This window comes from Nocardia sp. NPDC005998, assembly GCF_040614395.1.
GTDB lineage: Bacteria > Actinomycetota > Actinomycetes > Mycobacteriales > Mycobacteriaceae > Nocardia.
The window spans coordinates 110,848-136,179 of record NZ_JBEXUI010000020.1; the positions used below are offsets into that span (position 1 = coordinate 110,848).

Annotated in this window: 23 protein-coding genes, 2 pseudogenes and 1 riboswitch; of the genes and pseudogenes, 9 read left to right on the plus strand and 16 right to left on the minus strand. The window is 65.8% G+C overall.

Annotation, left to right across the window (positions count from 1 at the left end):
- Positions 1-62 precede the first annotated feature (62 nt).
- From ABZ293_RS25085 to ABZ293_RS25125, 9 genes are all read right to left on the minus strand, one after another.
- Complete coding sequence (locus tag ABZ293_RS25085) at positions 63-1,064, minus strand: hypothetical protein (protein WP_355184355.1); 1,002 nt, start codon at positions 1,062-1,064, stop codon at positions 63-65.
- Positions 1,065-1,310: 246 nt separating this feature from the next.
- Positions 1,311-2,225: a universal stress protein gene (locus tag ABZ293_RS25090; RefSeq protein WP_355184357.1), complete on the minus strand. Its 915-nt coding sequence runs from the start codon at positions 2,223-2,225 to the stop codon at positions 1,311-1,313.
- 157 nt (positions 2,226-2,382) lie between these two features.
- The gene (locus ABZ293_RS25095) at positions 2,383-2,856 is read right to left on the minus strand and encodes a hydrogenase maturation protease (protein ID WP_355184359.1); all 474 of its coding nucleotides are present in this window, start codon (positions 2,854-2,856) and stop codon (positions 2,383-2,385) included.
- Positions 2,853-4,145, minus strand: coding sequence for a Ni/Fe hydrogenase subunit alpha (locus ABZ293_RS25100; RefSeq protein ID WP_355184361.1), 1,293 nt, complete (start codon positions 4,143-4,145; stop codon positions 2,853-2,855). Before ABZ293_RS25100 ends, ABZ293_RS25095 begins: the two co-directional genes overlap by 4 nt.
- Positions 4,129-4,917, minus strand: coding sequence for an oxidoreductase (locus ABZ293_RS25105; RefSeq protein WP_355184363.1), 789 nt, complete (start codon positions 4,915-4,917; stop codon positions 4,129-4,131). Before ABZ293_RS25105 ends, ABZ293_RS25100 begins: the two co-directional genes overlap by 17 nt.
- Positions 4,917-5,726 carry an FAD/NAD(P)-binding protein gene (locus tag ABZ293_RS25110; protein WP_355184442.1) on the minus strand — a complete coding sequence of 270 codons (810 nt, stop codon included), beginning with the start codon at positions 5,724-5,726 and terminating at the stop codon, positions 4,917-4,919. The genes ABZ293_RS25105 and ABZ293_RS25110 overlap by 1 nt, the downstream gene beginning before the upstream one ends.
- Before the next feature lie 62 nt (positions 5,727-5,788).
- Entirely contained in the window at positions 5,789-6,298 is a 510-nt protein-coding gene (locus tag ABZ293_RS25115; RefSeq protein WP_355184365.1) for a cyclic nucleotide-binding domain-containing protein, read from the minus strand.
- Positions 6,285-7,406 carry a 4Fe-4S dicluster domain-containing protein gene (locus ABZ293_RS25120; protein ID WP_355184367.1) on the minus strand — a complete coding sequence of 374 codons (1,122 nt, stop codon included), beginning with the start codon at positions 7,404-7,406 and terminating at the stop codon, positions 6,285-6,287. The genes ABZ293_RS25115 and ABZ293_RS25120 overlap by 14 nt, the downstream gene beginning before the upstream one ends.
- Positions 7,407-7,671: 265 nt before the next feature.
- Positions 7,672-9,075 carry a wax ester/triacylglycerol synthase domain-containing protein gene (locus tag ABZ293_RS25125; RefSeq protein ID WP_355184369.1) on the minus strand — a complete coding sequence of 468 codons (1,404 nt, stop codon included), beginning with the start codon at positions 9,073-9,075 and terminating at the stop codon, positions 7,672-7,674.
- Between the two features lie 933 nt (positions 9,076-10,008).
- Here ABZ293_RS25125 and ABZ293_RS25130 point away from each other — a divergent pair.
- The gene (locus ABZ293_RS25130; RefSeq protein ID WP_355184371.1) at positions 10,009-10,665 is read left to right on the plus strand and encodes a TetR/AcrR family transcriptional regulator; all 657 of its coding nucleotides are present in this window, start codon (positions 10,009-10,011) and stop codon (positions 10,663-10,665) included.
- 110 nt (positions 10,666-10,775) lie between these two features.
- A complete protein-coding gene (locus ABZ293_RS25135) occupies positions 10,776-11,663 on the plus strand; it encodes a haloalkane dehalogenase (protein WP_355184373.1) in 888 nt (295 codons plus the stop codon).
- Between the two features lie 231 nt (positions 11,664-11,894).
- Here ABZ293_RS25135 and ABZ293_RS25140 read toward each other — a convergent pair.
- Positions 11,895-12,040, minus strand: a pseudogene (locus ABZ293_RS25140) (IMP dehydrogenase); the annotation flags it as partial.
- Between the two features lie 376 nt (positions 12,041-12,416).
- A riboswitch (cobalamin riboswitch) is annotated at positions 12,417-12,617 on the minus strand.
- Between the two features lie 456 nt (positions 12,618-13,073).
- Entirely contained in the window at positions 13,074-13,313 is a 240-nt protein-coding gene (locus tag ABZ293_RS25145; protein WP_355184375.1) for a hypothetical protein, read from the minus strand.
- Positions 13,314-13,825: 512 nt separating this feature from the next.
- Between ABZ293_RS25145 and ABZ293_RS25150 the strand changes: the two genes are divergently transcribed.
- The 5 genes from ABZ293_RS25150 to ABZ293_RS25170 all read left to right on the plus strand — a co-directional run bounded on the left by ABZ293_RS25150 (position 13,826) and on the right by ABZ293_RS25170 (position 18,200).
- Complete coding sequence (locus ABZ293_RS25150) at positions 13,826-13,963, plus strand: hypothetical protein (RefSeq protein ID WP_355184377.1); 138 nt, start codon at positions 13,826-13,828, stop codon at positions 13,961-13,963.
- Positions 13,964-14,475: 512 nt separating this feature from the next.
- On the plus strand, positions 14,476-15,336 hold the full coding sequence (locus ABZ293_RS25155) for a fumarylacetoacetate hydrolase family protein (protein ID WP_355184379.1): 861 nt from the start codon (positions 14,476-14,478) through the stop codon (positions 15,334-15,336).
- The gene (locus ABZ293_RS25160; protein WP_355184381.1) at positions 15,333-16,292 is read left to right on the plus strand and encodes an acetaldehyde dehydrogenase (acetylating); all 960 of its coding nucleotides are present in this window, start codon (positions 15,333-15,335) and stop codon (positions 16,290-16,292) included. Before ABZ293_RS25155 ends, ABZ293_RS25160 begins: the two co-directional genes overlap by 4 nt.
- Positions 16,289-17,305: a 4-hydroxy-2-oxovalerate aldolase gene (gene dmpG / locus ABZ293_RS25165; RefSeq protein ID WP_355184383.1), complete on the plus strand. Its 1,017-nt coding sequence runs from the start codon at positions 16,289-16,291 to the stop codon at positions 17,303-17,305. The genes ABZ293_RS25160 and dmpG overlap by 4 nt, the downstream gene beginning before the upstream one ends.
- A gap of 166 nt (positions 17,306-17,471) precedes the next feature.
- Positions 17,472-18,200, plus strand: a complete 729-nt coding sequence (locus ABZ293_RS25170; protein ID WP_355184444.1) for an IclR family transcriptional regulator — start codon at positions 17,472-17,474, stop codon at positions 18,198-18,200.
- Positions 18,201-18,666: 466 nt separating this feature from the next.
- On the opposite strand, the gene ABZ293_RS25175 is transcribed toward ABZ293_RS25170, so the two are convergent.
- Positions 18,667-18,969: a hypothetical protein gene (locus tag ABZ293_RS25175; RefSeq protein ID WP_355184385.1), complete on the minus strand. Its 303-nt coding sequence runs from the start codon at positions 18,967-18,969 to the stop codon at positions 18,667-18,669.
- Between the two features lie 1,097 nt (positions 18,970-20,066).
- Positions 20,067-20,873 (minus strand): SDR family oxidoreductase, encoded by an 807-nt coding sequence (locus ABZ293_RS25180; RefSeq protein WP_355184387.1) that lies wholly within the window; start codon positions 20,871-20,873, stop codon positions 20,067-20,069.
- Between the two features lie 108 nt (positions 20,874-20,981).
- On the opposite strand from ABZ293_RS25180, the gene ABZ293_RS25185 reads away from it, so the two are divergent.
- The gene (locus ABZ293_RS25185) at positions 20,982-21,587 is read left to right on the plus strand and encodes a TetR family transcriptional regulator (protein ID WP_355184389.1); all 606 of its coding nucleotides are present in this window, start codon (positions 20,982-20,984) and stop codon (positions 21,585-21,587) included.
- Between the two features lie 100 nt (positions 21,588-21,687).
- Here the strand turns inward: ABZ293_RS25185 and ABZ293_RS25190 are convergent, their stop codons facing one another.
- Positions 21,688-22,827 (minus strand): acyl-CoA dehydrogenase family protein, encoded by a 1,140-nt coding sequence (locus tag ABZ293_RS25190; RefSeq protein ID WP_355184391.1) that lies wholly within the window; start codon positions 22,825-22,827, stop codon positions 21,688-21,690.
- Positions 22,828-22,923: 96 nt separating this feature from the next.
- On the opposite strand from ABZ293_RS25190, the gene ABZ293_RS25195 reads away from it, so the two are divergent.
- On the plus strand, positions 22,924-23,508 hold the full coding sequence (locus tag ABZ293_RS25195; protein WP_355184393.1) for a TetR/AcrR family transcriptional regulator: 585 nt from the start codon (positions 22,924-22,926) through the stop codon (positions 23,506-23,508).
- Positions 23,509-23,535: 27 nt separating this feature from the next.
- Here ABZ293_RS25195 and ABZ293_RS25200 read toward each other — a convergent pair.
- A pseudogene (locus ABZ293_RS25200) lies at positions 23,536-23,805 on the minus strand (alpha/beta fold hydrolase); the annotation flags it as partial.
- 67 nt (positions 23,806-23,872) lie between these two features.
- A complete protein-coding gene (locus ABZ293_RS25205) occupies positions 23,873-25,318 on the minus strand; it encodes a cytosine permease (protein ID WP_355184395.1) in 1,446 nt (481 codons plus the stop codon).
- Positions 25,319-25,332 lie beyond the last annotated feature (14 nt).

The following is a 25,332-nucleotide window of genomic DNA, read 5'->3' on the forward strand; positions in this document are numbered from 1 at the left end:
TCCATTTCGCGGCCACGTGAGCCGACCCGATCGTCGGCTCGCATCGTGAAGACGGCGCGGCGTCACCTGCGGATGCTGAGGATTTCGACGAGGGGGCGGCGGGGCGATGGCGGGATATCGGGTTCATTGTCGGGCGCTGTGCCGATGCGGATCACGACCTGCGGCACGCCGGGATAAGCAAGCAGGCTCGCGAGGACCCTTCGGCCCGTGGGCAATTCGGTGATATGGGTCAGTGCGCAGGTCGCCAATCCGGCAACTGTGCACTCGAGTAGCACCGCGGACAGCACCTCTCCAGTGTGCAGCCAGTTGGGTTGGGAATCGCTGCTCGAGCTGAGCACCAGCAGTCGCGACCGGTCCTCCAGTGTGCCGCGGCGGGCCGAATGCGGCGCGGACGGGAAGGTGCGTCCCACACCCACGCGGGCGAATTCGGCGTCGGAGACCAGTGCATTGCGTGGAACGCCCTCCGGTCCGCTGGAATGTCCGGACCACCAACGCAATTCGGACTGGTACTCCATATCGTAGCGGCGCGTTGCGGTGGCGTGTTCAGAGGCGGCCGCGAGCCGGGGGCGGACGCTGTCGTCGAGGGCAGTCAGCTCCAGGTCGTGGGGTATCACCAGCATCTGTACGGTGTGCACGACTTGCGGCCAGTCGGTCGGCGCCAGCATCGGCAGCCGGTCGGTGCGCCGCTGATCGATAGCGCGGGCGCGGGCACGCACGCTGTCCGGTGGGTCGGGCCACCGTCGGAAGTCGATGACCGCCAGGTAGTCGGGTTGCTCCGGATCGGGCAGCCGTGTGACATCGGTGTGCCAACCCTGCGCCGCGAACGCGGTGCGCACGTGGTGCAGCATCGCGCCGCAGCTGATCACCAATTGCCTGCCCAGCGGGTCCGTCGCGCTCAGCAGCCGGTCGTTATCGCGGCGCAGGTGCAGCCGAGTGCCGTCGAACTCGCAGCGCCACGGCTGGGTGTTGTGCACCGACGGCGCCCGGCTGGCCAGCCGCATGGCCGCCAGCACCGTCGGATGGTCGGGCACGTTGGCGGTGGGAGAGGGGTTGCTGTCGGTCATAGCTTCGAGTGTCGACCGCCGCTATATCGGTCGATAAGGGACTTGCGCCCGTTCTCGAGGGCACATGGTCTCTACCTGGGGCGTACGACTCAGCTTCGGCCGCGGCGGGCCCGGTCGCACAGTGCCGAAGGACCCCGAACGATTGCCGTTGGTCGGTTGGGCCGGATCGTCCAGGGGACCGCCACTTCTGATTGATCCGACACATGATCACCCGGTCTGCGCTCGGACGAAGCGGCGCACGCGAAACTAATTCGGGTGCACGACCATGACCGGACAGTCCGCATGCTGCACGAGCCAACTGCTGGTCGAGCCGAGGAGTAGACCGCGGAATCCGCCGCGGCCGCGGCTGCCGACCACGAGCAGCTGTGCGGACTTCGACCAGTTCGCCAACTGCTCGCGCGGCCCGGCAACGGAGACCTTGCGGGTCACGGTGACGTCAGGGTATTTCTCCTGCCAACCCGCGAGACGCTCGGCCAGCAGTGCGTGTTCGGCGATCTCGAGGTCGACGATGGGGATTTCGAGATATGAACTTCCGGCGTACTCGCCCATGGTCAGATCGCTCCAGGCGTGCACGGTGACGAGTTCGGCATTGCGCTCGGACGCCTCGGCGAATGCCGCGCCGAGGGCGGCCTCACCGACCGGGCTGCCGTCCGCGCCCACCACAACGGGCCCGCCGCGATGCGTCGGTTCTCCGGTGCCGGGCACGACCACGGTCGCGCCGTGGCCGTGCCCTGCCACCGCGAGCAATGTCGATCCGACGTGCGCGAGCGTGCCGACGCCCCTGGTGGCACCCATGACAACGAGGTGCGCGCCTTCCGAGAGCGTGATCAGCAACTTCGCCGGGTTCGCTTCGGAGAGTTCGGTGGCCACGGTCCGATCCGGAGCGATGTCGCGCGCAAGGGCGCGAGCCTCGGCCAGGATGCGATTGCCATGACCGTGCATCGCCTCGATGACCGACGACACCATGATGAGGTGGGTCCCGAGGACCGCGCGCGAGACCGCGAGGTCGAGGCCGTGCACGATCAGCAACTGCCGTCCCTTCCGAGCCGCCGTTTCGGCCGCCCATCGGACGGCGGCATCGGCGGACGCGGACCCATCGGTCCCCACCACCACCGCAGCCGATGTCAACTGGTGTCGATCCGCATCATGTCGGGTGCTCATTCCGCTGCCCTTCAGGTCGCGACGTTCGAGTCGGCGTGTATCGGAGTGTCGAACAAAGCATCTCGCCCGACCGACTCGGCTGTGAGGTGCCGAACGTCATCGGCCGCGATGACCAAGAGCATGTGACGGTGCGTGGTCCGGCCGCGCACCGATGCACCTATCCGGTTGCGATCCCGGCGCGCGCCAGCTCGGTCAAGGTCGCCCGAACGACTCGTGGGCGCGCTGCCGCGACGGGACCGGACAGGCCGACGCCGAGGTCGAGGGTCGCTGCTTCCACGGCGATGACGACGAGCTCACGGGGGAGGCGGCCGAGCGCTCGTCCGAGTGGCACCGCGTCGGGGATGCCGAGGGCGTGGGAGCTGGTTGCGGTGGTGAGTTCACGCAGGGCGTCGACAGTGGTACACCAGACGCGGCCCGGAGTGGACGGTTCACATTCAACGGCGTCCACGATGACGGCGAGCTCGGCGCCGTCCCACGCATCTAGCAGTCCGGTCGGTTCGCCGTCGCGCACGGTGACGACAACATCGGGCAGATCGAGCGCTTCGATGTCTCGGGCCACGGCAGGGCCGATCCCATCGTCGCGGCGAAACTCGTTCCCGACGCCGATAACGACGGCCTGCGGCCCGGTCACCGGCGCACCACGTCGAGTGCGAGGAAGTGTGCCGAGCACGAGATGCACGGGTCGTAGTTGCGGATGGTGCGTTCGCACAGTGCGGTGAGCGCCGCGTCGTCGAGGTCGAGGTGTTCTGTGACGACGCGACGCAGGTCGTCTTCGATGGCGGCCTGGTTCTGCGAGGTGGGCGGAACGATGTCGGCGGAACGGATGATGCCGTCGGCGTCGACGTCGTAGCGGTGATACAACAGACCCCGTGGTGCCTCACTCACACCATGGCCGGTAGCCGCCCGAGCAGTGACGGGAACGGCTGCGCGCGAAGGTGTTTCGTAGTGTTCGAGCAGCCGGAGCGCCTCCTCGATGGCATAGACGACCTCGACGGTGCGAACCAGGATGCTGCGGAACGGGTTGCGGCATGCGCCGCCGAGTCCGATCTCGGCGGCGACCTGACGAGCCATCGGCGACAACCAGGGGGAGTTGAGTGTGTACCGGGCCAGCGGTCCGGTGAGGTAGCGGCGGCCGTCGAGGGTCGCGTGCAGGGCGGTCGAGTGCGGAACCTGATCTTCGGCGACGTGCTCGGCGAATTCGGCAGCGGAGAAGGTGAGTCCGGAACTGCTGTGGATATCTCCGGATTCGATCGCATACCGATGCGGGTCGGAGACGGCGAGCAGGTCGTGGTCCAGCTCCGCGTCCGGAAATTCGAGTCCACCAGCCCAACGCGCGGTGTGCACGGCGTAATCCAGTGCGCGGCGCAGCTGTTCGGCCAGTGGTGCGAGATCGGTAGGGGACGGAACGGAGTAGAAGCCGCCGACTCGGACGTTGATCGGATGGATGGACCGTCCACCGATCAGTTCGAGCAAGGCGTTGCCTGCCCTTTTCACCGCCAAGCCCTGTTCGACGAGCTCACGATGATCGGCGGCGAGGGTGATGGCGTCGGGATAGCCGAGGAAATCGGGGAGATGCAGTAGGTAGATGTGTAAGGAATGGCTGGAGATCCACTCTCCGCAGTACAACAGTCGGCGCAGCCGCGCCAGCGGCGGGTCGAGCTCGACGCCGCAGAGCTGCTCGAGTGCGTTGCAGGCGCTGGTCTGGTAGGCGATCGGGCAGATGCCGCAGATGCGGGCGGTGATGTCGGGCGGTTCGGTGTAGGCGCGACCGCGCAGGAACGCCTCGAAAAAGCGGGGCGGCTCATAGATGTTCAGCTCGGCCCGCTCGACGGCACCGTCGGAAACGACGATCCGCAGCGCGCCTTCGCCCTCCACCCGCGCAAGCGAACTGACCCGCAACTGCCTACTGCGATGACTCACCGGACCTCCTGTCCGCGAAGGCCGGGGCGGCTGCGGCGACAGTGTGGAACACTCGGTCGACATCGTCGGTGGACATGCCGTTGACACTCAGAATCGGCAACAGTGCACGGATATTCGGAGTCGCCATCGGACCGAAGCAGCCATAGCAGCCGCGATGGTAAGCCGGGCACAGCGCACCGCACCCGGCCTGGGTGACCGGGCCCAGACACGGAATGCCGTGTGCGACAGTCACACACGTGGTCCCGCGGCGCTTGCACTCGGTGCAGACGCTGGTGTTCGGCAGGTCGGGGGCACGCCCGGCGAGGAAGGCGCACAGCGTGTCCAGTAGTTGGCGACGGTCGATCGGGCAGCCGCGCAGCTCGAAATCCACCGGCACGTGCGCCGAGATCGGTGTCGAGGTGGCCAGCGTCGAAATATATTGCGGGCTGGCATACACCACGGAAGTGAACTCGGTGACATCGGCGAAGTTGCGCAGCGCCTGGATGCCGCCGTGCGTCGCACAGGCACCGATGGTGACGAGAATCCGTGACTGCGCCCGGATCTCGATGATGCGGCGCTGTTCCTCCGGCGTGGTGACCGATCCTTCGACCAGCGACACATCGTAGGGGCCGGGTTCGACCGTGCTGGTCGCCTCGGTGAAATGTGCGATATGGAGGCGTCCGGCCAGGCTCAGCAATTCGTCCTCGCAGTCGAGCAGGGTGAGTTGGCAGCCGTCGCACGAGGTGAACTTCCACACCGCCAAGGTCGGGGTCCTCGTCTGGGAAGTGTTCATCACAGCTCCCGAATCGATAGCAGCGGTTGAGCTGTCGCGTAGTCGACCACCGGGCCATCGCGGCACAGCAGCAGCGGTCCGAGTTGGCAGTGTCCGCAGCGGGCGGCGCCGCACTGCATGTTGCGTTCGAGCGCGATCCGGATATCGGTTGCGGCGATTCCCTTGCGCAGCAAGGTCTGCGCGCAGAATCGCATCATCGGTTCCGGACCGCACAGGAATGCCATTGTGCGACCGGGGTCCAGCCTGAGCCTGGTCAGTGATTCGGTGACGAAGCCGACCTGGCCGGTCCAGCCCGCCGCCGGATGATCGACAGTCTGATGCAATTCGACATCACCGGTCGCGGCCCACAGCCGTTGGTCGTTTCGGAACAGGAGATCGGACGGGGTTCGGGCACCAGTGATCAGTACCACCCGCCGATAGTCCGCGCGCGCCGCCAGCGCCGTGAGTACGACCGGCCGCAGCGGCGCCAGTCCAACACCGCCGCCGACGATCACAAGATCGCGCTCGCGCGCGGATTCGGGGTCCCAGCCGCTGCCGAATGGCCCGCGCACCCCGATCAACCCACCGACCGCGGTGTCGTGCAGCGCGCGGCTGACCGCGCCGACCGCGCGGATCGTGTGTTCGAGGATGTCGTCGGTGGCCGCCGGGCTGCCGCTGATCGATATGGCGACCTCGCCGACGCCGAAGCTGTAGAGCATCATGAACTGCCCGGCCCGAAACCGTTGCGCTGCCCGGTGAACCGGTTCGAGCATGAGGGTCACGGTGTCGCGGTTCTGTGGGATACGGCCGACGACCCGGTAGGGCAGCATGGTGTCGCCCGGTGCCGGTGAACCCCGCGCGATGGTGGTGCTCGTCGCAGCGCCGCGCTGGCTCATCGGCTTCTTCCGTCGCCGGTACGGCTCAGCGGCGAGCGTGCGGAGGTGTCGCCCGGATTGCGGTACAGATCGAGCAGCCGTGCCCGGGTGGCCTGCAGCCGTTCCAGCACAGCCTCGAGCAGCATGCGGTTCAGGGCGCGGCCGAATACCGGGTCCAGGTCGGCGAGTTCGGTCAGTCGAGCGGAATCGAATTCGATCGCATGTACCGGTTCGACCGTATGTGCACCGAAATGCCACCGGTACGGTGGCATCAGCCACGACCAGCCCAACAGGTCTCCACTGCCCAGGGTTTGGACGACGATATCGCCGCGGCCCGGGACGTGCGCGTCGAGTCCGACCCGGCCGTCGCGGATCAGCCAGCACCGGTCGGCCGATCGCCCCTCGGTGATCAGCTGCTGCCCGGCCGGGTAGCTGACATCGCGACCGGCGTCGGCGAGCACGGCGAGTTCCGTGTCGGTCAGTGCTGCCAGCTGTGCGAACTGCGACAGTTCGTCAACTGCGGTCACTGGCGCCCCCTTCGGCGAGCGCGGCCATTTCAGCGGTGATGTCGATCCCCGCCGGGCACCAGGCGATACAGCGTCCACAGCCCACGCAACCGGAGCTGTCGAACTGGTCGTGCCAGGTGCCGAGCTTGTGGGTGAGCCACTGCCGGTATCGGCTCTCGCCGGACTGCCGGACACTGCCGCCGTGCTGATAGGAGAAATCCAGTTCGAAGCAGGACACCCAGCGTTCCCAGCGTTCGGCGTGATCGCCGGTCAAATCGGTGACGTCCTCGGCGGAGGTACAGAAACAGGTGGGGCACACCATCGTGCAGTTGCCACAGGTGAGGCACCGAGATGCCACGTCCTGCCACTGCGGCGAGTCGTGGGATTCGCGAAGCACGGTGGGCAGGTCGGCGTCCGGCATCGACCGGCCCATCCGTCCGGCAGCAGCGTCGACCGCGGTCCGGGCGGTGGTGACGTCAGCGGTTTCGGCAGGACCAGTGGTCAGGTGCGCGAGCACATCTGCACCGGTCTCGGTGCCGATGTCGACCAGGAATCGATGCCCGACGGCGTCGATGATTTCGGTGAGCGCGAGGTCATATCCGTTGGACACGCCGGGCCCGGTGCCCATCGAGACACAGAAGCACACACCGCCAGGCTCGGTGCAGTTCACCGCAACCACGAACAGGCCAGCGCGGCGACCGGTGTATCCGGTGTCGGGATATGTCCCACCACCGAGTACGCGGCCCAGGATCGCGATCGCGGCGAGATCACACCCGCGCACGCCGACAAACGCAAACCGTTGTGCGGAGTCTTCGGCACGTTGCTCGTTCAGGTCGGGCCCCATCTCCCACACCTTGCGGTGCGGCGGATGCAGGAACTGTTTCCACGAGCCGGGTCCGGCCGAATGCGCGAATACGGCGGCATCATCGCGGCGCCGCAGCCGATACCGTCCGGGCTCGGTATCCACGCTCCACCCGGCGGGCAGCTGCGCTCCGGACACCAGATCGTCCAGCACGATCGCACCGTCGCGCTCCTGCGGACCGATGACCCGATACTCCTCCTCGTGCAGGACTTCAACGAGGCGGTCCAGGCCCGCGCGGTCGATCACCACCGTGTCGCCAGGCTTCATGAGGCCCCCTGCGGATCGCAGTTTTCTACGCTGTCGAGTCTGGTGAGCGGATGTCGGTGCAACGAGGGCCGAAGGTCACCACTCGCGTCGGCAGACGCCCCGAGCAGACGGCCGCTGCGCTCGGGGCTGCCGGGCGCCGAAGCGATCTGCGGTGGCGTCACACTGCTCGGAACGCCAGGCAGATGCGTGTGAGCGTCGCGATCCGGTCCACCTGCTCGGTGACCTCGGTGCCACTGCCTTGGTGGCCGCGATCAAGGGGAACCGATCAGACCGGTGTCGATCGAGATGCTTCGGCCGTGGCATCGGCAGCGGCTTGCGGTGGGCACTCACCGCCGAGGCGGAGCACGGTAGCGAAGCCTGCGGCGAGGCATTCGGTGAAGGTCGCGAGGTCGGGGATCGCAGCGGAGTCCGCGTTGATCGCGACAAAACAGGTTCCAACATGTGATGTCAATGTCACGTTGACGGCCGTGCCGATGGTTGGGCCGAACGCGTACATGCGGTCGATGCGCGCACCGGCGATATACAGGGGCACCGGGGAACCTGGGACGTTGGAGGCGACAAAGTCGACATGCTTGAGCATCCCGGTGACCACTCCGACCGGCAACCGGTTGAACGCCGCCGCGATAGCACCGGACAGCGGGATGGCCGGCTCGCGGCGCCAACTGCCGACGGCGGCGTCCACGGCGCGCATCAAGTCTTCGGTCTCGGCGATGTCGACCGGCAACGCGAAACGAGTGAGCGTGATCCGGTTGCCGCCGAGCGGATCATCGGCCGTCCGAAGACTGATCGGCATGGTAAGCCGCAGCTGGTCGACCTTCGCCCCGTGCCGGTCGTGATACCTGCGCAGTCCGATGACCACCGCGGTCAGAAAGGCATCGTTCATCGTGCAGCCCACGGCACGCGCGGCGCGGCGCATTTGCTCGAGGGGTGCATCCAGCACCGCCAGTCCGCGACCGAGACTGCGTTCGGTCATCACCGGCGACAGCGTGGCGGTGACGGGCTTGGCAAGGCGGACCACCGAGGTCGCAAGTGCGGCGGTGTCGCGTACCGTCCGAGCGGGATGAGCGACGGCTCGCCACACGGTTTGCGGTGTCGCCCGGATGCCGCCGCGAAGGAGATCCGAGCCGACCGCCCAGTTCCATGCCACGACATCGCGCAGCTCGCCGTCATCGTCGTGCGGCGGCTCGGGCGGATGACCGCGATCGGTGCCTGCACGATCGAAATCGAATAGCGCTGCGGCGATCTGAATGCCGCCGATACCGTCGGTGAGGCTGTGGTGCACTGTCATCACCAGCGCGCATCTTCCACCCGACAAACCGCTGAGCAAGGTCGAGCGCCACAGCGCACGAGCCGGATCGAAGGCGGTCATCGCCTCGGTGCGCGCGAATTCGAGTACCTCGGATATGGTCGCCGGTTCCGGCAACGCAACCCGTCGCAGGTGCCAGGACAGGTCGAAACCCGGATCGACCGTCCACCTGGGCGGGGCGAGACCGAGCGGTGCGGCGACCAGCCGATGCCGCAACCTCGGTACGAGGCGGGTGCCGCGATCGATCGTCTCCACCAAGCGATCCCAGTCCGGATCGGTATCGAGGATCAGAACCGAGACGATGGTCGAACGCAGGACCGGATCCCGCTCCATGTTCCACGAGAACAGGTCCGATTGCGACATGTGGGATTCGCGGGAGCCCATCGCCTGCTGCCTTCGTCTTCGCCGGGTGTCCGTCGTACCGCTACGCTCGTGCTTCCTCAGACCGCTACGGTCCGGCTCGGTTCCGCCGCGAGTGTCGCGCGGATCTTGTCTTCCAGACCGTCGATCGCCGCACGCGATGACCAGGCGCACGTCAGTTCCGGAAACTCGACGCTGACCGCGATATGGGTCGAATCTCGTTGCGACCAGCGGACATCGCATCCGCACGCCGAACAGCCTGCGCGGACCCGAAGGGCAGCATGCTGAACGGTATCCATAAGGGTAAGCCTGCTCGGTCCCCGTCGAAGGCGACCGATCACGAAGACCTCTATATCGAGGCCCTTCGTCCTCTCCCCGCGCCTTGACCGGCCTGGTAGCCCCGCAGTCCGGGGCCACGCAGTTTCGCCGTACGTTTCGGGTCGGCGCGCGACACCTCACTCGGGCCTTTCTGAGCACCGTCGGAATGTCCACAGCAGGCTGTGCCGTGCCCATGTCGGACCCGAGGATGCGCCGATTCTCGGCCTCGATGCTGAGCGGTGATAGCTGCACGGTCGTCGAGGGACGTGGCAGTCCGGCCGACACGGTGCCACCACCACGACCGGTGACGGCGTACGCGGTCTCGAACACATTGGCCGAGCCAACAACAGCTTCGAAGGCCCAGCCGAATTTGTCGGGGGCGATCGGGGCCATCAGCTCGTGCAGCGCATCCGGCGCGCACACGTCGCTGGCCTCGGGCTGCCTTCAGCCCGCACCACGCGCGACGGTTGGTTTCGCACCGTCTCGGCCGTCATCGAACGATCTGGTCGGCGGCGTTTCGCTGCCGCGGAGCAGTCGGATCGTCGAAAGCGATCGAGCAGTTGCCGTCGCCCGGCGGGCGGATTGACATGATGGACATCATGCGAGATTGTAATTCGCATGATGGTCGACATGCGAAATGCGACCCCTGAGGAAGGCCAGCGAGCGCGACAGAAACGAGAGTCGTTGACGCGCATCCTCGATGCGGGCGCCGCTCGGCTGCGGGCGGACGGTCCCGACGGCGGCGCCATCGGCAAGGTCATGCAGGATGCGGGACTGACGCACGGGGCCTTCTACTCGCACTTCGCCAGCAAAGACGAACTGGCCATCGCAGCCTTCCGGCACGGGCTTGCCGAAAGCCGGCCGCGCTGGATCGGCAAGAAGCCGGACGCTTCCTGGGGCGCACGCGCGGCCCGCCTCGCCCGTGGCTACCTCAACCGAACCCATCGCGACGATCGCGCCGATTCGTGTGCGTTCTCGGCGATCGGATCCGACGCCGCGCGCTTGTCCGCCGAGTTCCGTGTTGCCTACGAGGAGGAACTGCGCAAGACCCTCAACGCGATGGGGGGACGCCCAGTGGACGAGGCGCAGGAGCACGAACTCTATGACGAAGCGATCGCGACCCTAGCCCTGTGCATCGGCGGTCTGGTGCTGTCGCGAGCCGTGGAATCCGAGTCCTTCTCGTCGCGGATTCTTCGAGTGTGCCGGAATACGGTGGCGCAGATGGGCGCTGCCGTCGATGAACGCGCCGAGCGCGAACATGAGGCAGAGGCATGAATTACCAGAACTGCCGTTTCGAATGACCACACAGCCTGGATCACGCTGAACCACCCTGGAAGCCGCAATGCGAGATCCCGTGCACATCGAACTGCTCATCGAGGAGAATAATGTCCTACAGCACAGAGCCTTTCGCTTCGAAGAAGTTCTCGGATATTCGCGGGCAACGCATGGCCTATATCGATGAGGGGGAGGGCGACGCCATTGTCTTCCAACATGGCAACCCGACTTCGTCGTATCTGTGGCGCAATGTCATGCCGCACTGTGCAGGGCTGGGGCGGTTGGTCGCCTGTGATCTCATCGGTATGGGTGATTCCGGCAAGCTCCCGGAGTCCGGTCCCAACCGATATACCTACGCCGAGCACCGTGACTATCTCTTCGGGCTGTGGGATGCGCTCGACCTCGGCGACAATGTCGTGCTGGTCCTCCACGACTGGGGGTCGGCCCTGGGATTCGATTGGGCCGATCAGCATCGCGACCGCGTCCGGGCGATCGTCTACATGGAAAGCATCGTCATGCCGGTCACGTGGGAGCAGTGGCCGGAGCGCGCGCGAGGTGTGTTCCAGGGTTTCCGGTCGCCGGCCGGTGAGGGAATGGTGCTGGAGAAGAACATATTCGTCGAGAAGGTCCTCCCGGGGTCGGTGCTGCGGTCACTGAGCGACGCGGAGCTCGCCGAATATCGGCGGCCCTTCGCGTCGCCGGGCGAGGACCGTCGTCCCACTCTGAGCTGGCCTCGCCAAATACCGATCGACGGAGAGCCGAAAGATGTCGTCGAAGTAGTCGAGAACTACGGAAAATGGCTGACCACAAGCGACGTCCCGAAGCTGTTCGTCAACGCGGAACCGGGATCCATCCTCACCGGCGCCCAACGCGAATTCTGTCGCACCTGGCCCAACCAGCGCGAAATCACTGTTCCCGGATCACATTTCATCCAAGAAGACAGCCCTGATGCGATCGGCTCCGCCATCGCGGAATTCGTAAAAGACGTGCGCGGCTGAGAGAAGTTCGGGGTCGGTCCGGCGCGAATTTCACACCGCACCGACTCGGCCCGTCGTGATGGCCGACGACCGCCTGCCATCGATGCTGTTCGCCATGCATCGATTCGGCGGTCGCCGAGCACTACACCGCCCGTCGCCCCCAGAGGTGAACTTCTGGGAGTGCGTCGACCGCGCTGCACGTTCCCTCGGATGTGATCGAGAAGCGCCACCCGAGCTGGTGATCGCTCAGTGCTCCCTGCCGCGTTCGGGTACGACGTCGGTCGCGTCGAATTCGCGGCCCAGGTCAGTGCGGTCCTTGTGGCCGCTCATTAGAGTCACGCGTCGGGTGCCGAGCTGCGTGCGGACAGAACATCCAGGAGCCCCACAGCGCCGTCGCCGTCGCAGCGATCGGTGGTGACAACGTCGATGGGGGAGACCCTGAAGGCATTCGTCGTGCGGCAAGCCGAAGTGGAGCTACGTGCAGACGACGTTCATCGGTTTCGTGCCGCCCGGGGTGAGCGCGTGCGTCGAACGCATCAAGACCGAAGACGCCATGCAGATCGAACGACAGACGGCCGGAGCGTGAGCGCCTACGACGCCGAGTCGCCCTGGCGGGCCTACCTCGATCAGCTGCCGTCGAAACTGCGGCGCCAGGATCTGGCGTTGGCGACGACCCGGTCGAGATCCAGCGGTACGTCCTGATCAGCGCGCACGAATGCCGAGCTATGGGCTGATCGGCGAGGCCCAATCCACGAGGCGTCGACCGCTGGACACGGCACAAGCGGCGCAACGGGCAGATCTTCGGACTGACGGATACCCCGAGCACCTGGGTCGACCTACTGGCCGTCGCTTCCCGAACGCATACGCGTTCACTGCCGATGACGGCTGTCGTTCCTGCTCACGGCTTCGGGATGGTCCCGGACTTTCCCCAAATTCCCCCACAACAGGGAAGGCGCCGTAGACGAGCGCGGAAATTCCCTGCTCAAAAACCACATTCGAGCCCTGCAACGGGTCACGCTGGCCCGTGGCGAATCGGTGCGCTCGTCGCCATGGCCCCCGTCCTACTCCATATCGAGCACGCCCGGGCATACGACCACGGCCCGCCGCTACCCGAAGATACTCACTCGCCCGACCCGCAATTGCCGATGGCTGGTCGGATCTGCTGGAAGCGGTTCAGCGACGGTGCTGCGACCTGGCTTGCTGTTCGCGATGCCGCTATGGGAATCGGCACCCTATCGTCCCTCGCGGCCGGTAACCGGTGCGGCACTGGTTCGCCGTCGCAAGCGCCATCGAGCTGACCGCGATCGCGGCCACGACATCGCCATCAGTTCATCGGTGACCAGGCGATCCGAGAACATCGCCGGTACAGGACCGCTCGTATTCGTGATGCCCTCGACCGTTCACATGCGCAGGTCGATCCGGCGAGACGGCTCAAAGCACAGCGTATTCGGACTTCGCACTTGCTCGCGCCCGGTCGATTCTTTCGCACCATTGGTCGTGCAGTGTTCTCCAGTCTTCTGCGGCGGTGCGGATCCACTTCATTGCCAGCTCTGCCGCAGCCAAGGCGGGTTTCTCCCTTTCGAATTCGTTATCCGCGTGTGCGGCGCGGTCGACCAGTTCGCTCCAGCGATTGAAATCTTGATGTAGTGCGTCTTCGACCTTCTTGTGCATTACAGCTCCTTTGTGGCTGAAGTGATCTTGTGAATCGATTTCTCGGACATGGGATCGGGTTCCGGCAACGTGGTCGGGTAACGCGGACCCGGGAAGCAAGAGCCGCTGAGGCTCGCCGATGCAGCAGTTCTGGTGTTGTGGAAACGCTCAGCTGTTCGGCAACATCACGCAATCGCGGCTGCCGTCTCGTTATTGCTGTCCGCCGCAGTGTCGCGGGGGTCGATCATCAATATGATGACGAGAGGGTAAGCCTGCAGATCGCGAGCCGGTTACGGACCTCTGCTCGCCGACCTCATGGGCAACTTGCGGGACGTGCGGTCGTTTCGACCTAGCGCCTACAGGGCTGCCGACCTTCCCAGCCGTCTTTTTGATATCAGCTTGGTTACAGTTTACGCACAGTCGGTTAACTATGTATAGGGGAATGCAGAAGTCGCTGTAGAAACCGCAGGTACGCCCCCGCCCTGTGCGCCTCCAGCAGTTTGCTAGATCGAATTGGTTCTGGCGCGCGAAACGTGAAATCTGCACTCATGGTGTCGCATGCCGCGCGGCTGCCGGGCCGACAGAAGCTGACCGATGCCGAGCTGACCTGCCTGGCAGTCACCCATGCCTACCAGTTCGAGATCCGGCCGAACTCGACTCGGACTCGCTGATCGCCAACCGTGCCCCGGACGGGTAGTGGCGGACTCTCGACGAGGCAGTGGTGTAGCGACCTACCGTCATCGTCTCCGAGATCTACAACACCCACCTCGAGATGTGCTCATCTACGCCGCACACACTGTCGATCGCGCTTCGGTCAGCGGCTCGAATCAGAAGTTCCAGCGTCAGATTCGTGCGATGCGGCGCATTGCCGGAATGTACCGGATCGCGAAGAGCCGCAGCTTCATTCCGAGTGTGACGCCAGGAAAAGGACTTCTTCGAAACGTTCGGCTCGGCCCATTCGGATGCATCGAGACTGGTCCTCGGATGTCGCCCATACTGCTCGACATCGGCCGGGATCATCGACGCCCGTGCGCCGTCCGGTGTACATCTCGGGAAACGCGAAGTCTCGCTGCGGAATCAGGAACGACTTCGTCGGCTGCGCGGTGGGCGACCTGTGGTCGAGTTCGGCTCACCGGAACTCAACCGTCGCCACGCTGCATATCGATAGGTCACGGTATGTCCCATGTCCTTCGTGAATAACAGCCCGGGATCTGGGCCCGACGTTGTCGAGGCTGCCGCGGCACGCCTTATCCGGGCAGCAGCCGAGCGGCAGCCCTGTGCGCCGGTCCGTGACCTGATCGGCAGCACCGACGTCGGCGCCGCCTATGCCGTCCAGGAGCGCCTGACCGCCGCCCGGCTCGATGTCGGCGCCACCATCGTCGGTCGGAAGATCGGGCTGACCTCACCGGCAGTCCAGGCCCAGCTCGGCGTCGACCGGCCCGACTTCGGTGTCCTCTTCGCCGACATGCAATGTTCGGAGGAGCAGGTCGTGGCGATGGACCGGCTGCTCGAGCCCAAGGTCGAGGCGGAGGTCGCCTTCGTCCTGGGCAAGGACTTGGACGACGGACCGCTCGATATCGAGTCGGTACGTCGTGCGGTCGCGTACGCCGCGCCCGCCCTGGAGATCGTCGACAGCCGCATCGCCGGGTGGGACATCACTTACGGGGACACTGTCGCCGATAACGCGTCGAGCGGCCTGTTCGTGATCGGCAGTGCACGCCGCGACCTGAACGAGTTCCAACCGGTCGACGTCACCATGAGCATGCGGATCAACGGTCGTGAAGTGTCCACCGGCACCGGTTCCGCCTGCCTCGGCGACCCGCTCGAAGCCCTGCGGTGGCTCGCCCGGACCGCCCGAGAATTCGGCGATCCGCTGCGGGCCGGCCAGATCATCCTCTCGGGCGCGCTGGGTCCGATGGCGCCGGTAGTCGCCGGCGCTCACGTCATCGCCGAGATCAGCGGCTTGGGCGTGGTCCAGGCCAGCTTCGCAGATGGCGCAACCCCCAGCCAGGCCACCAGGACCTACGCAGGAGACGCAGCATGAATCACGCCGGCAAGACCAAGGTCGCTGTCATTGGATCCGGGAATATCGGCACCGACCTGATGATCAAGGTGCTGCGGCACTCGAGGCACCTGGAGATGGGCGCCATGGTGGGCATCGACCCGGACTCCGACGGCCTGGCACGCGCGGCTCGCTTCGGCGTACCCATCACGGCCGACGGTGTCGACGGCCTGATCGACATGGCGGGATTCGACGACATCGAGATCGTCTTCGACGCGACGTCCGCCAAGGCGCACGAGGCCAACGCGGCCGAACTGGCGCCGTACGGCAAGCGACTCATCGACCTCACCCCGGCGGCGATCGGACCGTTCGTGGTTCCGGCGGTCAACATCGAGGAGCACATCGACGCCACGAACGTGAACATGGTCACCTGCGGTGGTCAGGCGACGATCCCGGTCGTGGCGGCTGTCGCGCGGGTGGTGCCGGTCGCATATGCGGAGATCGTGGCGTCCATCGCATCGAAGTCGGCAGGGCCGGGCACACGCGCGAACATCGACGAGTTCACCGAGACAACTTCGCATGCCATCACCAGCGTCGGAGGAGCGGAGCGCGGTAAGGCCGTCATCATCCTCAACCCCGCGGAGCCCCCGTTGATCATGCGCGACACCGTCTTGTGCCTCGTGCAAGCCCCAGACGCGGCGGTCCATGCCGAGATCACCGCATCGGTGCAGAAAATGGTCCGCGACGTGGCCGCCTATGTGCCCGGGTATCGGCTCAAGCAGGCGGTCCAGATCAGCCCGATCCCGGATGGCCAACCAGTGCACACATTGCTGCGCGAGGGCACCGACACCGCGCCCACCCATCAGGTGTCGGTGTTCCTCGAGGTCGAGGGCGCTGCCCACTACCTGCCGGCTTACGCCGGAAACCTCGACATCATGACCTCTGCCGCCGTGCAGATGGCCGAGCGCATCGCTCAGCGGAAGGAAGAAAGCCGATGACCGCCAACCTGTTCATCCAGGACGTGACACTGCGCGACGGCATGCATGCCGTCCGGCACCGCATCACGCCGGAGAATGTCGCCGCGATCGTGGCCGCGCTCGATGCCGCCGGTGTCGATGGCATCGAGGTCGCACACGGCGATGGCCTGGCCGGCGGCTCCCTGAACTACGGCCCCGGGTCCAACACCGACTGGGAGTGGATCGAAGCCGCCGCAGCCAATATCGAGCACGCTCGCTTGACCACGTTGCTATTGCCGGGAATCGGCACCATCGATGACCTGAAGCAGGCGTACTCCCTCGGCGTCCGCTCCGTCCGCGTGGCCACGCACTGCACCGAGGCCGACGTCTCCGCGCAGCACATCGCCACGGCCCGCGAGCTCGGCATGGATGTATCCGGCTTCCTGATGATGAGCCACATGGCCCCCGCCGACGAGCTGGCGAAGCAGGCGGCGCTCATGGAGTCCTATGGCGCACACTGCGTGTACGTCACCGACTCCGGGGGACGGCTGACGATGGACGGGGTCCGCGAGCGCGTTCGCGCCTATCGCGATGTGCTCAGCCCGACTACGGAGATAGGCATTCACGCGCACGAGAACCTGTCGCTGTCGGTCGCCAACTCCGTGGTGGCGGTGGAGGAAGGAGTGACCCGGGTCGATGCATCGCTGGCCGGCCACGGCGCTGGCGCTGGCAACTGTCCCATCGAACCTCTCGTCGCCGTCGCCGACCTGTACGGCTGGAAGCACGGATGTGACCTCTTCGCGCTTCAAGACGCTGCTGACGACCTTGTTCGTCCATTGCAGGACCGGCCTGTCCGCGTGGACCGCGAGACCCTCACACTCGGCTATGCGGGCGTCTATTCGAGTTTCCTGCGTCATGCGGAGACCGCCTCCGAGCGGTACGGCATCGACGTGCGTGACATCCTCCTCGAGGTCGGCAGGCGCGGGCTCGTCGGCGGACAGGAAGACATGATCATCGACATCGCCCTGGACCTGACTGCCGCCCGGACCTCATAGGGTTCGTGAGCTTCGCCGCCGACGAGGGATCGCTGCCCGAAACCTTCCTGACCACCTCGACGGAAGGCGTGACTGAGATACTGGTGACCCGCTGATCGAGAGGCATGAAGTGCCTGATTCCGCAAGGCGTGCCGAGCCGAATGCGGACACAGTGCTGGGCAAGGTGATGTCGGTACTGCACGCGTTCGAGGTCGAGGACCAGGGAGTCGGTTTCGCCGAGTTGCAACGGCGTACGCGGCTGCCCAAGGCAACGCTGCACCGCATATTGGGCGATCTCGAGTCGACACGCCTGCTGGATCGGATCGGTGGTGCCTATCATCTGGGCGGTCACCTCTTCGAACTCGGCATGCGGGCCTCGGTCGAGCGAGGCCTGATCGAGGTGGCCACACCCTTCCTCGAGGACCTCTACGAACGCACTCACGAGTTGGTGCACCTGGGGCTCCTGGAGAGCCAGGAGGTGGTGTACGTCGCGAAGATAGGTGGCCACCGGCAGGTGCGCTCGCCCTCGCGACTGGGCGGCCGGATGCCCTTGCACGCCACCGCCATTGGCAAGGCGCTGCTGGCCCATGCTCCCGCGGAGGTGCGGCAGGCGGTCCTTGCGGAACCGCTGCCGCGACTGGCGCCGCGGACGATCACTGCACGAGGGACGCTCCGTAAACAGCTCGATAACGTGGTCGAGAGCGGGATCGCCTTCGAGTTCGAGGAGTCCGCGGTGGGAATTGTGTGCGTCGCCGCGCCGGTGCTCGACGCCGATGAGCGGGTGCTCGCAGCAGTCAGCGTCACCGGTCCGGTAACTCGCTTCCGCCCGCAGCAGCACGCGGCGTCGGTGCGCGCAGCAGCGGACGGCATCGCAGCGACCCTGGCACGACGCGATGCACTCCGGAAGCGGGATTGACGTCGTCGCTGCTCGGCACACCTGCACAATCCATATCGGGCATGTCGAGAGCGCCCGGTGTGCGCGCATCCCTACTGCCGACCGGCGGACTGGGCGCGGTCAACCCAGCAGGCTATCGCCGCGGCAGGCGCCACTGAGAGGGGCGCGTCCCGCGGCACTGCCGCAACGACGGGTTGCGTTTCGAACTACCCGGAAATTTCGTGCCGTCCGGCGAGTTCTTCGAACGGCACGAAACCCGGTGTTCAAGGAAGCCCCCGCACGCACAGTGCGGAGGGCTATCTCGTTGGCAGGCAAACGGAATCGGTATAGTTCACCCGCCGCGGCTACTCGACATGGCGAATGACCAATTCGATCATGGCAAACTTGCTGCAATAGCCCGTACTTGCCGCCACATAGCGTAGCGGCACAAATGAAATACGGCCCCGAGGGGCAATACGGACGGAAGCGGTGATCTACCGAGACCGAATCAGGACGCGGGCTTGGGCTGGGTCAGGTCCCTGATACCGGTGATCGAATTGATGATGTTGAGGACGGCGGAGGTGCCGTTGTTGATGGCCGAGCTGCCGGAGTCGAGCGTGGCGGAGCCGGTGGACGAGCCGGCCGAACCTGTGGACGAGCCACCATCGGCCGAACCCGAGCCCAGGCCCGCAGAGCCGGTGCCGGCAGCCGTAGCGACGGGGGTAGCGGCGGACGCCATCGCGGCAGGGCCGAAGAACAGGGCGGCGGCGGAGACGGTCGCGGCGGCGGCAAGGACCTTGCGAGAGACCATGTACGGAGTTTCCTTTCACAGATGGATAACGACGCCATCACGGCGCGCACCACGAATGTTATGAGAAAGAGATCTGCAAGTCCACTTTTATTTTTTGTGCGGATAGTCACCGTTAACAGTGGGCAAACGGCAGATTTTGCCGCTGTAACACAATTTGATCTTCATTCCGCATAAGAATTCGATGATCAAATTCGGTTGATTTCTTCGACGGTGCCACGTATCGGCGTGCGGCGGAACCGATCTCGTCGCAGACCTTCGATCCCAGCATCGAGCGATCTCTGGCCGACGACGCACTCAGGGACCCGCTGGCATGACGGCGATCCCGGCGTCATACCGGGCGAGGTGTCGCGCCGAGAGACGGCCGGGCCGGCATCGGGTCCTGAGTGTGTCGCGCTGGGACGTCCATGCCGTGCTATAGACCTGCTGGCATTGGCGGCTCGGTACGACCGCACTGCAGCGCCTGCAGTGCGCCGCCGCACTGGGACTGGATGGTCGCGCCGGGTGCCGGTTGACATGACAGCTGGCTGCGACGGTGAGCAGAATGGCACTGCTGCTGCACTGGCCGACCAGGCACGGTCAGGAGGTTGTCAAACGAGTACTGCTGGATGGTAATGCTCAAGTGAAATCTGTTCAGGGGCAAGCGGTTCGGCGCGGAAGGACAGTACCCAGCCGAGTCCCCCCGTTCGTCGCGGCCCACGGCGGCCGAGATGCCGAGCCGAATCTGCTCCGCGGCCTGGAAGTAGCGCGCTATCCCGTCAGCCCAGCCTCTCCCGCAGTATCCGGTGGGGGTGCACTCCAAGCGTGGTGGCATCCCCCTATAGGGGCAGGTGTTGCCCTGCGGTGACGCCGCGGATCTCCACGGCCGCACCGGCCACACTGTTGGCGTCGCGGCGCTGGACGTCGGCTACCACCTGATCGAGGTCACGGCTACCGCGGTAGCCATGCCGTGCTGGCGATCACCGCGCTGTTCTTCGGCGGAGCGCATCTGACGAACCCGGGCGCGAACGCGCGGAGTGCAGTGACGATCGCGATCAGGCGGGTGTGCTGCTCGGCGCCGCATTCCTGTGGCGACGCAGCATTGCTCGTGTTCGCGACGATCACGCGGAGTTCGGCGCCGTCATCCGATCGATGACAGCGAGGTGCTGTCGCCGGGTTGCCAGATGGCGTGCCGCCGCTGCCATCAACCGATTCCGGAAGCCGGAGATCACACTCGGCGGCGGGTTCCGCCGATCCAGCGCGGCCAGCGCGGTGGCCACGACCTCGGCCGGGGACTGCATCGCAGTGCCGCCGGCCGCGTCCTGTGTGCCGACAACATCGAAGAACTCGGTTCGCGTCGCGCCCGGCGACAGGGCGAGCACCCGCAGGCCGGTCCCTCGCGACTCCGCCCAGAGCGCCTCGGTGAAGCTCAAGACGAACGCCTTGGTCGCACCATAGACGGCCATGCGGGGAGTGGGCTGATAGGCGGCCATGCTGGCGACGTTGATCAGGACGCCGCGGCCGTAGTCGCGCAGTTGGCCGATGAAAGCGCGGCTGATGTCGACCACGGCGGTGGTGTTCACCGCGATCTCCTGCCGTAGCCGCTCGGGTTGGTCGGTATGCAGCGGCCCGAAAGTGCCGAAACCGGCATTGTTCACGACGCTGGTGACCCGCAGGCCCCGGCGGGCGATCTCGGTGGCGAGCACCTCGCCGATATTGTCGCGTGCGAGGTCGGTCGCGAGTACGTGGACATTTATCCCGTGGGCCGAAATCAGTTCGGCGGCCAGCGATTCGAGCCGTTCTTCGCGCCGGGCCACCAGGATCAGGTTCGATCCCCGCTCGGCGAGCTTGCGCGCAAATTCCGTGCCGATGCCTGCGCTGGCGCCGGTCACCAGTGTGGTCTGTCCCCGATAGTCGACCGCGGTCATTGAATCTCCCAGGTTGTCGGTGAGTTATGGTCACTCTACGTCAGGTTGGCAGTTGGTGACAGATTTGCGCCAACTGAAATTCGGTCATCGTTCGCTACCATGGTGGTCGTGACGAATCCGACGGCCGAGCCGACTCTGTGGGAGCGTTCCCGGCAGATCGCGGTACGGGAGATCCTGGATACAGCGATCCGCCTGTTCGAGGAGCAGGGGTACGACAACACGACCGTCGCGCAGATCGCACGCGAAGCGGGCATCTCCCAGCGCTCGCTGTTCCGCTACTTCGGCACCAAGGAAGATCTGGTGTGCGGTGATCAGGACGCGCTGGGTGAACTGCTCAGGCAGACAGTCGATGACCAGCCCGTCGACGTCTCCGCCTGGGATGCCCTGCGCGTCGGGTTTCTCGCCATCATGACCGACAATCACACGCCTGATCAGGTCCTGCGCTTGTCCACCCTGATCTTCGACACTCCGTCGCTGCACGCAGGCTATGTGACGAAAAGGCTGCGTTGGCAGGCGAATCTGGTGCCGGTCATCGAGCGGCGGCTGGGTATCGCCGTCGGCTCGGATCAGGATCCGCGCGCCCGTGCGATCATCGCCACGGTGTTCGCGTGCGTCGACGCGGCAAGTGTTGCCTGGGTCCGCAGTGGCGGCCGGTCGGATATCGCCGAACTCTACGACCGGTCACTCGCCGCGGTGACCTCGGGGAGGTCCTGACTTGGGAGCAGGAGTTGCTCAGAGTGCTGCTGAGCGTTGTCACCGCCTCGGCGGCGCAAAGACGGAAGTGCGCAGAGGTGAAACCTCTCGCGACAGGTGGTCAACGGCCCAGTGACCGGCTGATCACCAGTCGCTGAATCTGGTTGGTGCCTTCGAAGATCTGCGTGATCTTGGCTTCGCGCATGTACCGCTCGACGCGGAAGTCGCGGGTGTAGCCGTAGCCGCCGAACACCTGCACCGCATCGGTGGTCACCTTCATCGCGGCATCGGTGGCGACCAGCTTGGCCACACTCGCTTGCCGCGTATACGGCAACCCCGCGTCGCGGCGACGCGCGGCATCCAGGTAGGTCGCCCGCGCGGAATCCACGGCCGCGGCCATATCGGCGAGCAGAAAACCCAGACCTTGGTGGTCGATGATCGGCTTACCGAATGTGGTCCGCTCCTTGGCGTAGGCGACCGCCTCGTCCAGGGCCGCCTGCGCCAGACCGGTGGCGACCGCGGCGATGCCGAGTCGGCCGGAATCCAATGCGCTGAGAGCGATTTGGAGTCCTTGCCCCTCCGCGCCGATCCGGCGCTCGGTGGGAAGGAGCGCGTCGTCGTAGTGAGCGGTCGTGGTCGGCACCGCGTGCAGGCCCATCTTCTGTTCCGGCTTGCCGAAGCTCAGCCCTGCGGTGTCATTCGGCACGAGAAAGCAGGTGAGGCCCCGCGACCCCGCACCCGATCGCGCGAACAAGTTATAGAAGTCCGCCCTGCCGCCGTGCGTGATCCAGGCCTTCGTACCGTTCACGCGATAGCCACCCTCGACCGCGGTGGCCCGGCACGCGATCGCGGCGGCATCGGACCCGGCCTGCGGCTCGGACAGGCTGTACGCGCCGATCAGGTTGCCGCCCAACATATCCGGGAGCCATCGCTGCTTCTGCTCGTCGGTCCCGAACGCGAGCAGCGGATGGCAGGCCAGGCTGTGCACGCTCACCGCCACCGCCACCGCGGCCCACCGTGCGGCGATCTCCTCGAGCACCTGTAGATACACCTCGCAAGGCTGACCGCTACCGCCCCACTCCTCCGGATACGGCAGGCTCAGCAGGCCCGCTTCGCCGAGCGTGGCGAACACTCCCTCGGGATAGGTCTCGTCGCGTTCGTGCTGGTCGACGACCGGGGCAAGGATCTTGTCGGCGATCTCCCGCGTGAGCTGGATCAGATCACGGGCTTCTTCGCTGGGCAGCAAACGTTCGACGGCCACACATCACCTCGACTACGGGAGACAGTACTTGATTACCGGGAACAGTACTGTCGAGTGACCAGTACTACAAGAGGAACTTCAGTACTATTCGGCGTCATGGATCAGTCAACGCGCGCCGGCTTCGCTACCCGCAGACGCACCGAACTGTTCGACGCCCTGGTCGAGTTGTTCCTGACCGAAGGGTTCGCGCACCTCACCCTGGACGAGATCGCCGCCCGCCTACGCTGCTCCAAGTCGACGCTGTACACCCTCGCAGGCAGTAAGGAACAGCTGGTCAGGGCCGCGACTGTGCACTTCTTCCGGCGCGCCACCGAGGATGTGGAGGCGGCCATCGCGCCGATCCGCACCGCGCGCGAGCGCGTCGCCGCCTACCTGGCGGCTGTCGGCACCGCGCTCGCCCCCGCGTCGACCCAGTTCATGTTCGACCTGCACGCGTTCATCCCGGCGCGCGAGATCTACGAGAAGAACACCCGAATCGCCGCCCGTCGTGTGCAGGAACTGATCGACGAGGGCGTGCGGGCCGGCGACTTCCGGGATGTCCACGCAGCCTTCGCCGCCGACCTCGCCGCCACCATGATGGTTCGTATCCAGCGCGGCACGGTCCGCACGCACACCGGCCTCGACGATGCCGAGGCCTATCGAGAACTGGCCGCCATTCTTACCGCCGGTATCAGCGCATAGCCGCGCACGCCCGATCGGCAGCAGTAGCAATAAACTCCAACGCAAGCCGACGGTGCCCGGTCGCCGGGTTGCGGCCGCTGTCGCGACCACGCCCGAATAGCTGTGCGCGACAAGCGTTACCGACTCACCACGGTCGGCGACGACGTCGAGCACACTGTCGACATGGCGGCACAGACTGCCCGCGCCGTCCAGCGTCGGTGCCGCCGTTCGGTGGCCCGCGGCGGTGAGCCTGGTGGCCACCCCGCCCCATGTCCAACCGTCGAACCAGGAGCCGTGCAGCAGAACAAGTTCCGACATCGCTCAGATCACCGCCGCAGTCTCGTTCTCGACGCCGGGTTGGGGCCGTCAGGATCCGGCTGGCGATTCACGCGCCGGTGCGGCGAGTGGAGGCCAGGACGGTCAGGACGCCGTAGACGCCACCGGCTACCAGGCTGCTGGACAACCAGGAGAAGTCGGTGTTACCCAGGGCTTTGGCTATCGGCCCCTGCATGGCGGGGACCATGCCGTACTGCCAGGACCAGCCGGCGAGCAGTCCGACGGCGAGGCTCACCAGGCCGCACGCATTGAACTTCCGGTAGATCGATGTCGTGCCGTCGCGGTACAGATCCGGGATCGAGAGGATGCGGCGGCGAACCAGGAAGTAGTCGACGAGCAGGATGGACATCCATGGGCTGATCCACATCAGGATCGACACCATCCAGTTGTCGAAGGCATGCGCGAAACTCGACGAGTTGATGAACACCGCCAGTACCGCCGATGCCACCACGCCGGCGAACAGCGTGACCTTCCATCGGGCGATGCGGATGCCGATGGTCAGCGCGGCCAGCGAGCACGAGTACAGATTGAGAATGTTGGTGGCGATCGGGCCGTGCATGATCAGCAGCAGTACCGGGACGGCGAGCGTGCCGAAGGTGCTGACCACGAGAGTGGATGGGTCGGCGCTGCCGCCGGCGCTTGCCAGGCAGGCGCCGAGCGCGGCGAGCCAGACGGTGGGCAGATACATACCGGCCGACGATGCGAAGAACACGGTCCTGGCGCGCAGCTTCGGCCGAGCGAATCGGCTGTAGTCCGCCGCGTACGGGATCCAGGTGAGGCCCCAGCCGACACCGATCGCTGTGACGAGTTGCGTTATCGCAGTGAGTTTCCCGCCCGGCGTCGCGGCTGGGGCGGCGGTCCAGTCGAGGTGCGTGCGGGCGAGCGCCACCACGGTCATCGCCACCATCACCGCGATGGTGAGCGGGACCGTGTACTTCTCGAACGTTCGGATCGCGTAGAACCCATAGAGCGCGAGCGCAAGCTGAACCACCATGATGACCGCCGCGACGACGACCTTCAGCTCCATGCCGCCCCGGATGCCGATCTGCTCCAGCACGGCGAGCACGAGATCGAGCACGACCCAGGTGTTGACCCCCACCCACGCCATGGTCAGCAGGCCTTGGACGAGGGCCGGCAGCACTGCTCCGGTGATGCCGAACGCCGAACGTCCGAGCACCATCTGATTGACGGCCGTACGGTGGCCGATGACATTGAACAGGCCGAATACCGCACAGCCGAAAAGATTTCCGACCGAGACCACGATCAGCGTTTCGATCAGGCTCAGCCCGAGGGCGATTCCGAGTGCGCCGAGCACCCAGTTGATGGGCGCGATATTCGCGCCACACCAGATCCAGAACAGCTCCCAAGAAGAGCAGTCCCGCTCCCGGTCGGGAATGGGTAGTACACCGTGAGCGTCGAACCGGACGCCGGTGTCGCCGATAGCCGGGTCGGTGGTCGCCGTGCTTGTGGTGCCGGACGATTGCGGGGATGACATGACTTCCTCTTTCG

Bases quoted from the DNA above. Each gene is read 5' to 3' on its own strand.
- ABZ293_RS25160 (WP_355184381.1), top strand. From the start codon at position 15,333: ATGAATCACGCCGGCAAGACCAAGGTCGCTGTCATTGGATCCGGGAAT.
- ABZ293_RS25205 (WP_355184395.1), bottom strand. From the start codon at position 25,318: ATGTCATCCCCGCAATCGTCCGGCACCACAAGCACGGCGACCACCGAC.
- ABZ293_RS25145 (WP_355184375.1), bottom strand. From the start codon at position 13,313: ATGCACAAGAAGGTCGAAGACGCACTACATCAAGATTTCAATCGCTGG.
- ABZ293_RS25155 (WP_355184379.1), top strand. From the start codon at position 14,476: ATGTCCTTCGTGAATAACAGCCCGGGATCTGGGCCCGACGTTGTCGAG.
- ABZ293_RS25175 (WP_355184385.1), bottom strand. From the start codon at position 18,969: ATGGTCTCTCGCAAGGTCCTTGCCGCCGCCGCGACCGTCTCCGCCGCC.
- ABZ293_RS25135 (WP_355184373.1), top strand. From the start codon at position 10,776: ATGTCCTACAGCACAGAGCCTTTCGCTTCGAAGAAGTTCTCGGATATT.
- ABZ293_RS25125 (WP_355184369.1), bottom strand. From the start codon at position 9,075: ATGTCGCAATCGGACCTGTTCTCGTGGAACATGGAGCGGGATCCGGTC.
- ABZ293_RS25120 (WP_355184367.1), bottom strand. From the start codon at position 7,406: ATGAAGCCTGGCGACACGGTGGTGATCGACCGCGCGGGCCTGGACCGC.
- ABZ293_RS25130 (WP_355184371.1), top strand. From the start codon at position 10,009: ATGATGGTCGACATGCGAAATGCGACCCCTGAGGAAGGCCAGCGAGCG.
- ABZ293_RS25105 (WP_355184363.1), bottom strand. From the start codon at position 4,917: ATGAACACTTCCCAGACGAGGACCCCGACCTTGGCGGTGTGGAAGTTC.
- ABZ293_RS25170 (WP_355184444.1), top strand. From the start codon at position 17,472: ATGTCGGTACTGCACGCGTTCGAGGTCGAGGACCAGGGAGTCGGTTTC.
- ABZ293_RS25195 (WP_355184393.1), top strand. From the start codon at position 22,924: ATGGATCAGTCAACGCGCGCCGGCTTCGCTACCCGCAGACGCACCGAA.
- ABZ293_RS25085 (WP_355184355.1), bottom strand. From the start codon at position 1,064: ATGACCGACAGCAACCCCTCTCCCACCGCCAACGTGCCCGACCATCCG.
- ABZ293_RS25110 (WP_355184442.1), bottom strand. From the start codon at position 5,726: ATGCTGCCCTACCGGGTCGTCGGCCGTATCCCACAGAACCGCGACACC.
- ABZ293_RS25090 (WP_355184357.1), bottom strand. From the start codon at position 2,225: ATGAGCACCCGACATGATGCGGATCGACACCAGTTGACATCGGCTGCG.
- ABZ293_RS25180 (WP_355184387.1), bottom strand. From the start codon at position 20,873: ATGACCGCGGTCGACTATCGGGGACAGACCACACTGGTGACCGGCGCC.
- dmpG (WP_355184383.1), top strand. From the start codon at position 16,289: ATGACCGCCAACCTGTTCATCCAGGACGTGACACTGCGCGACGGCATG.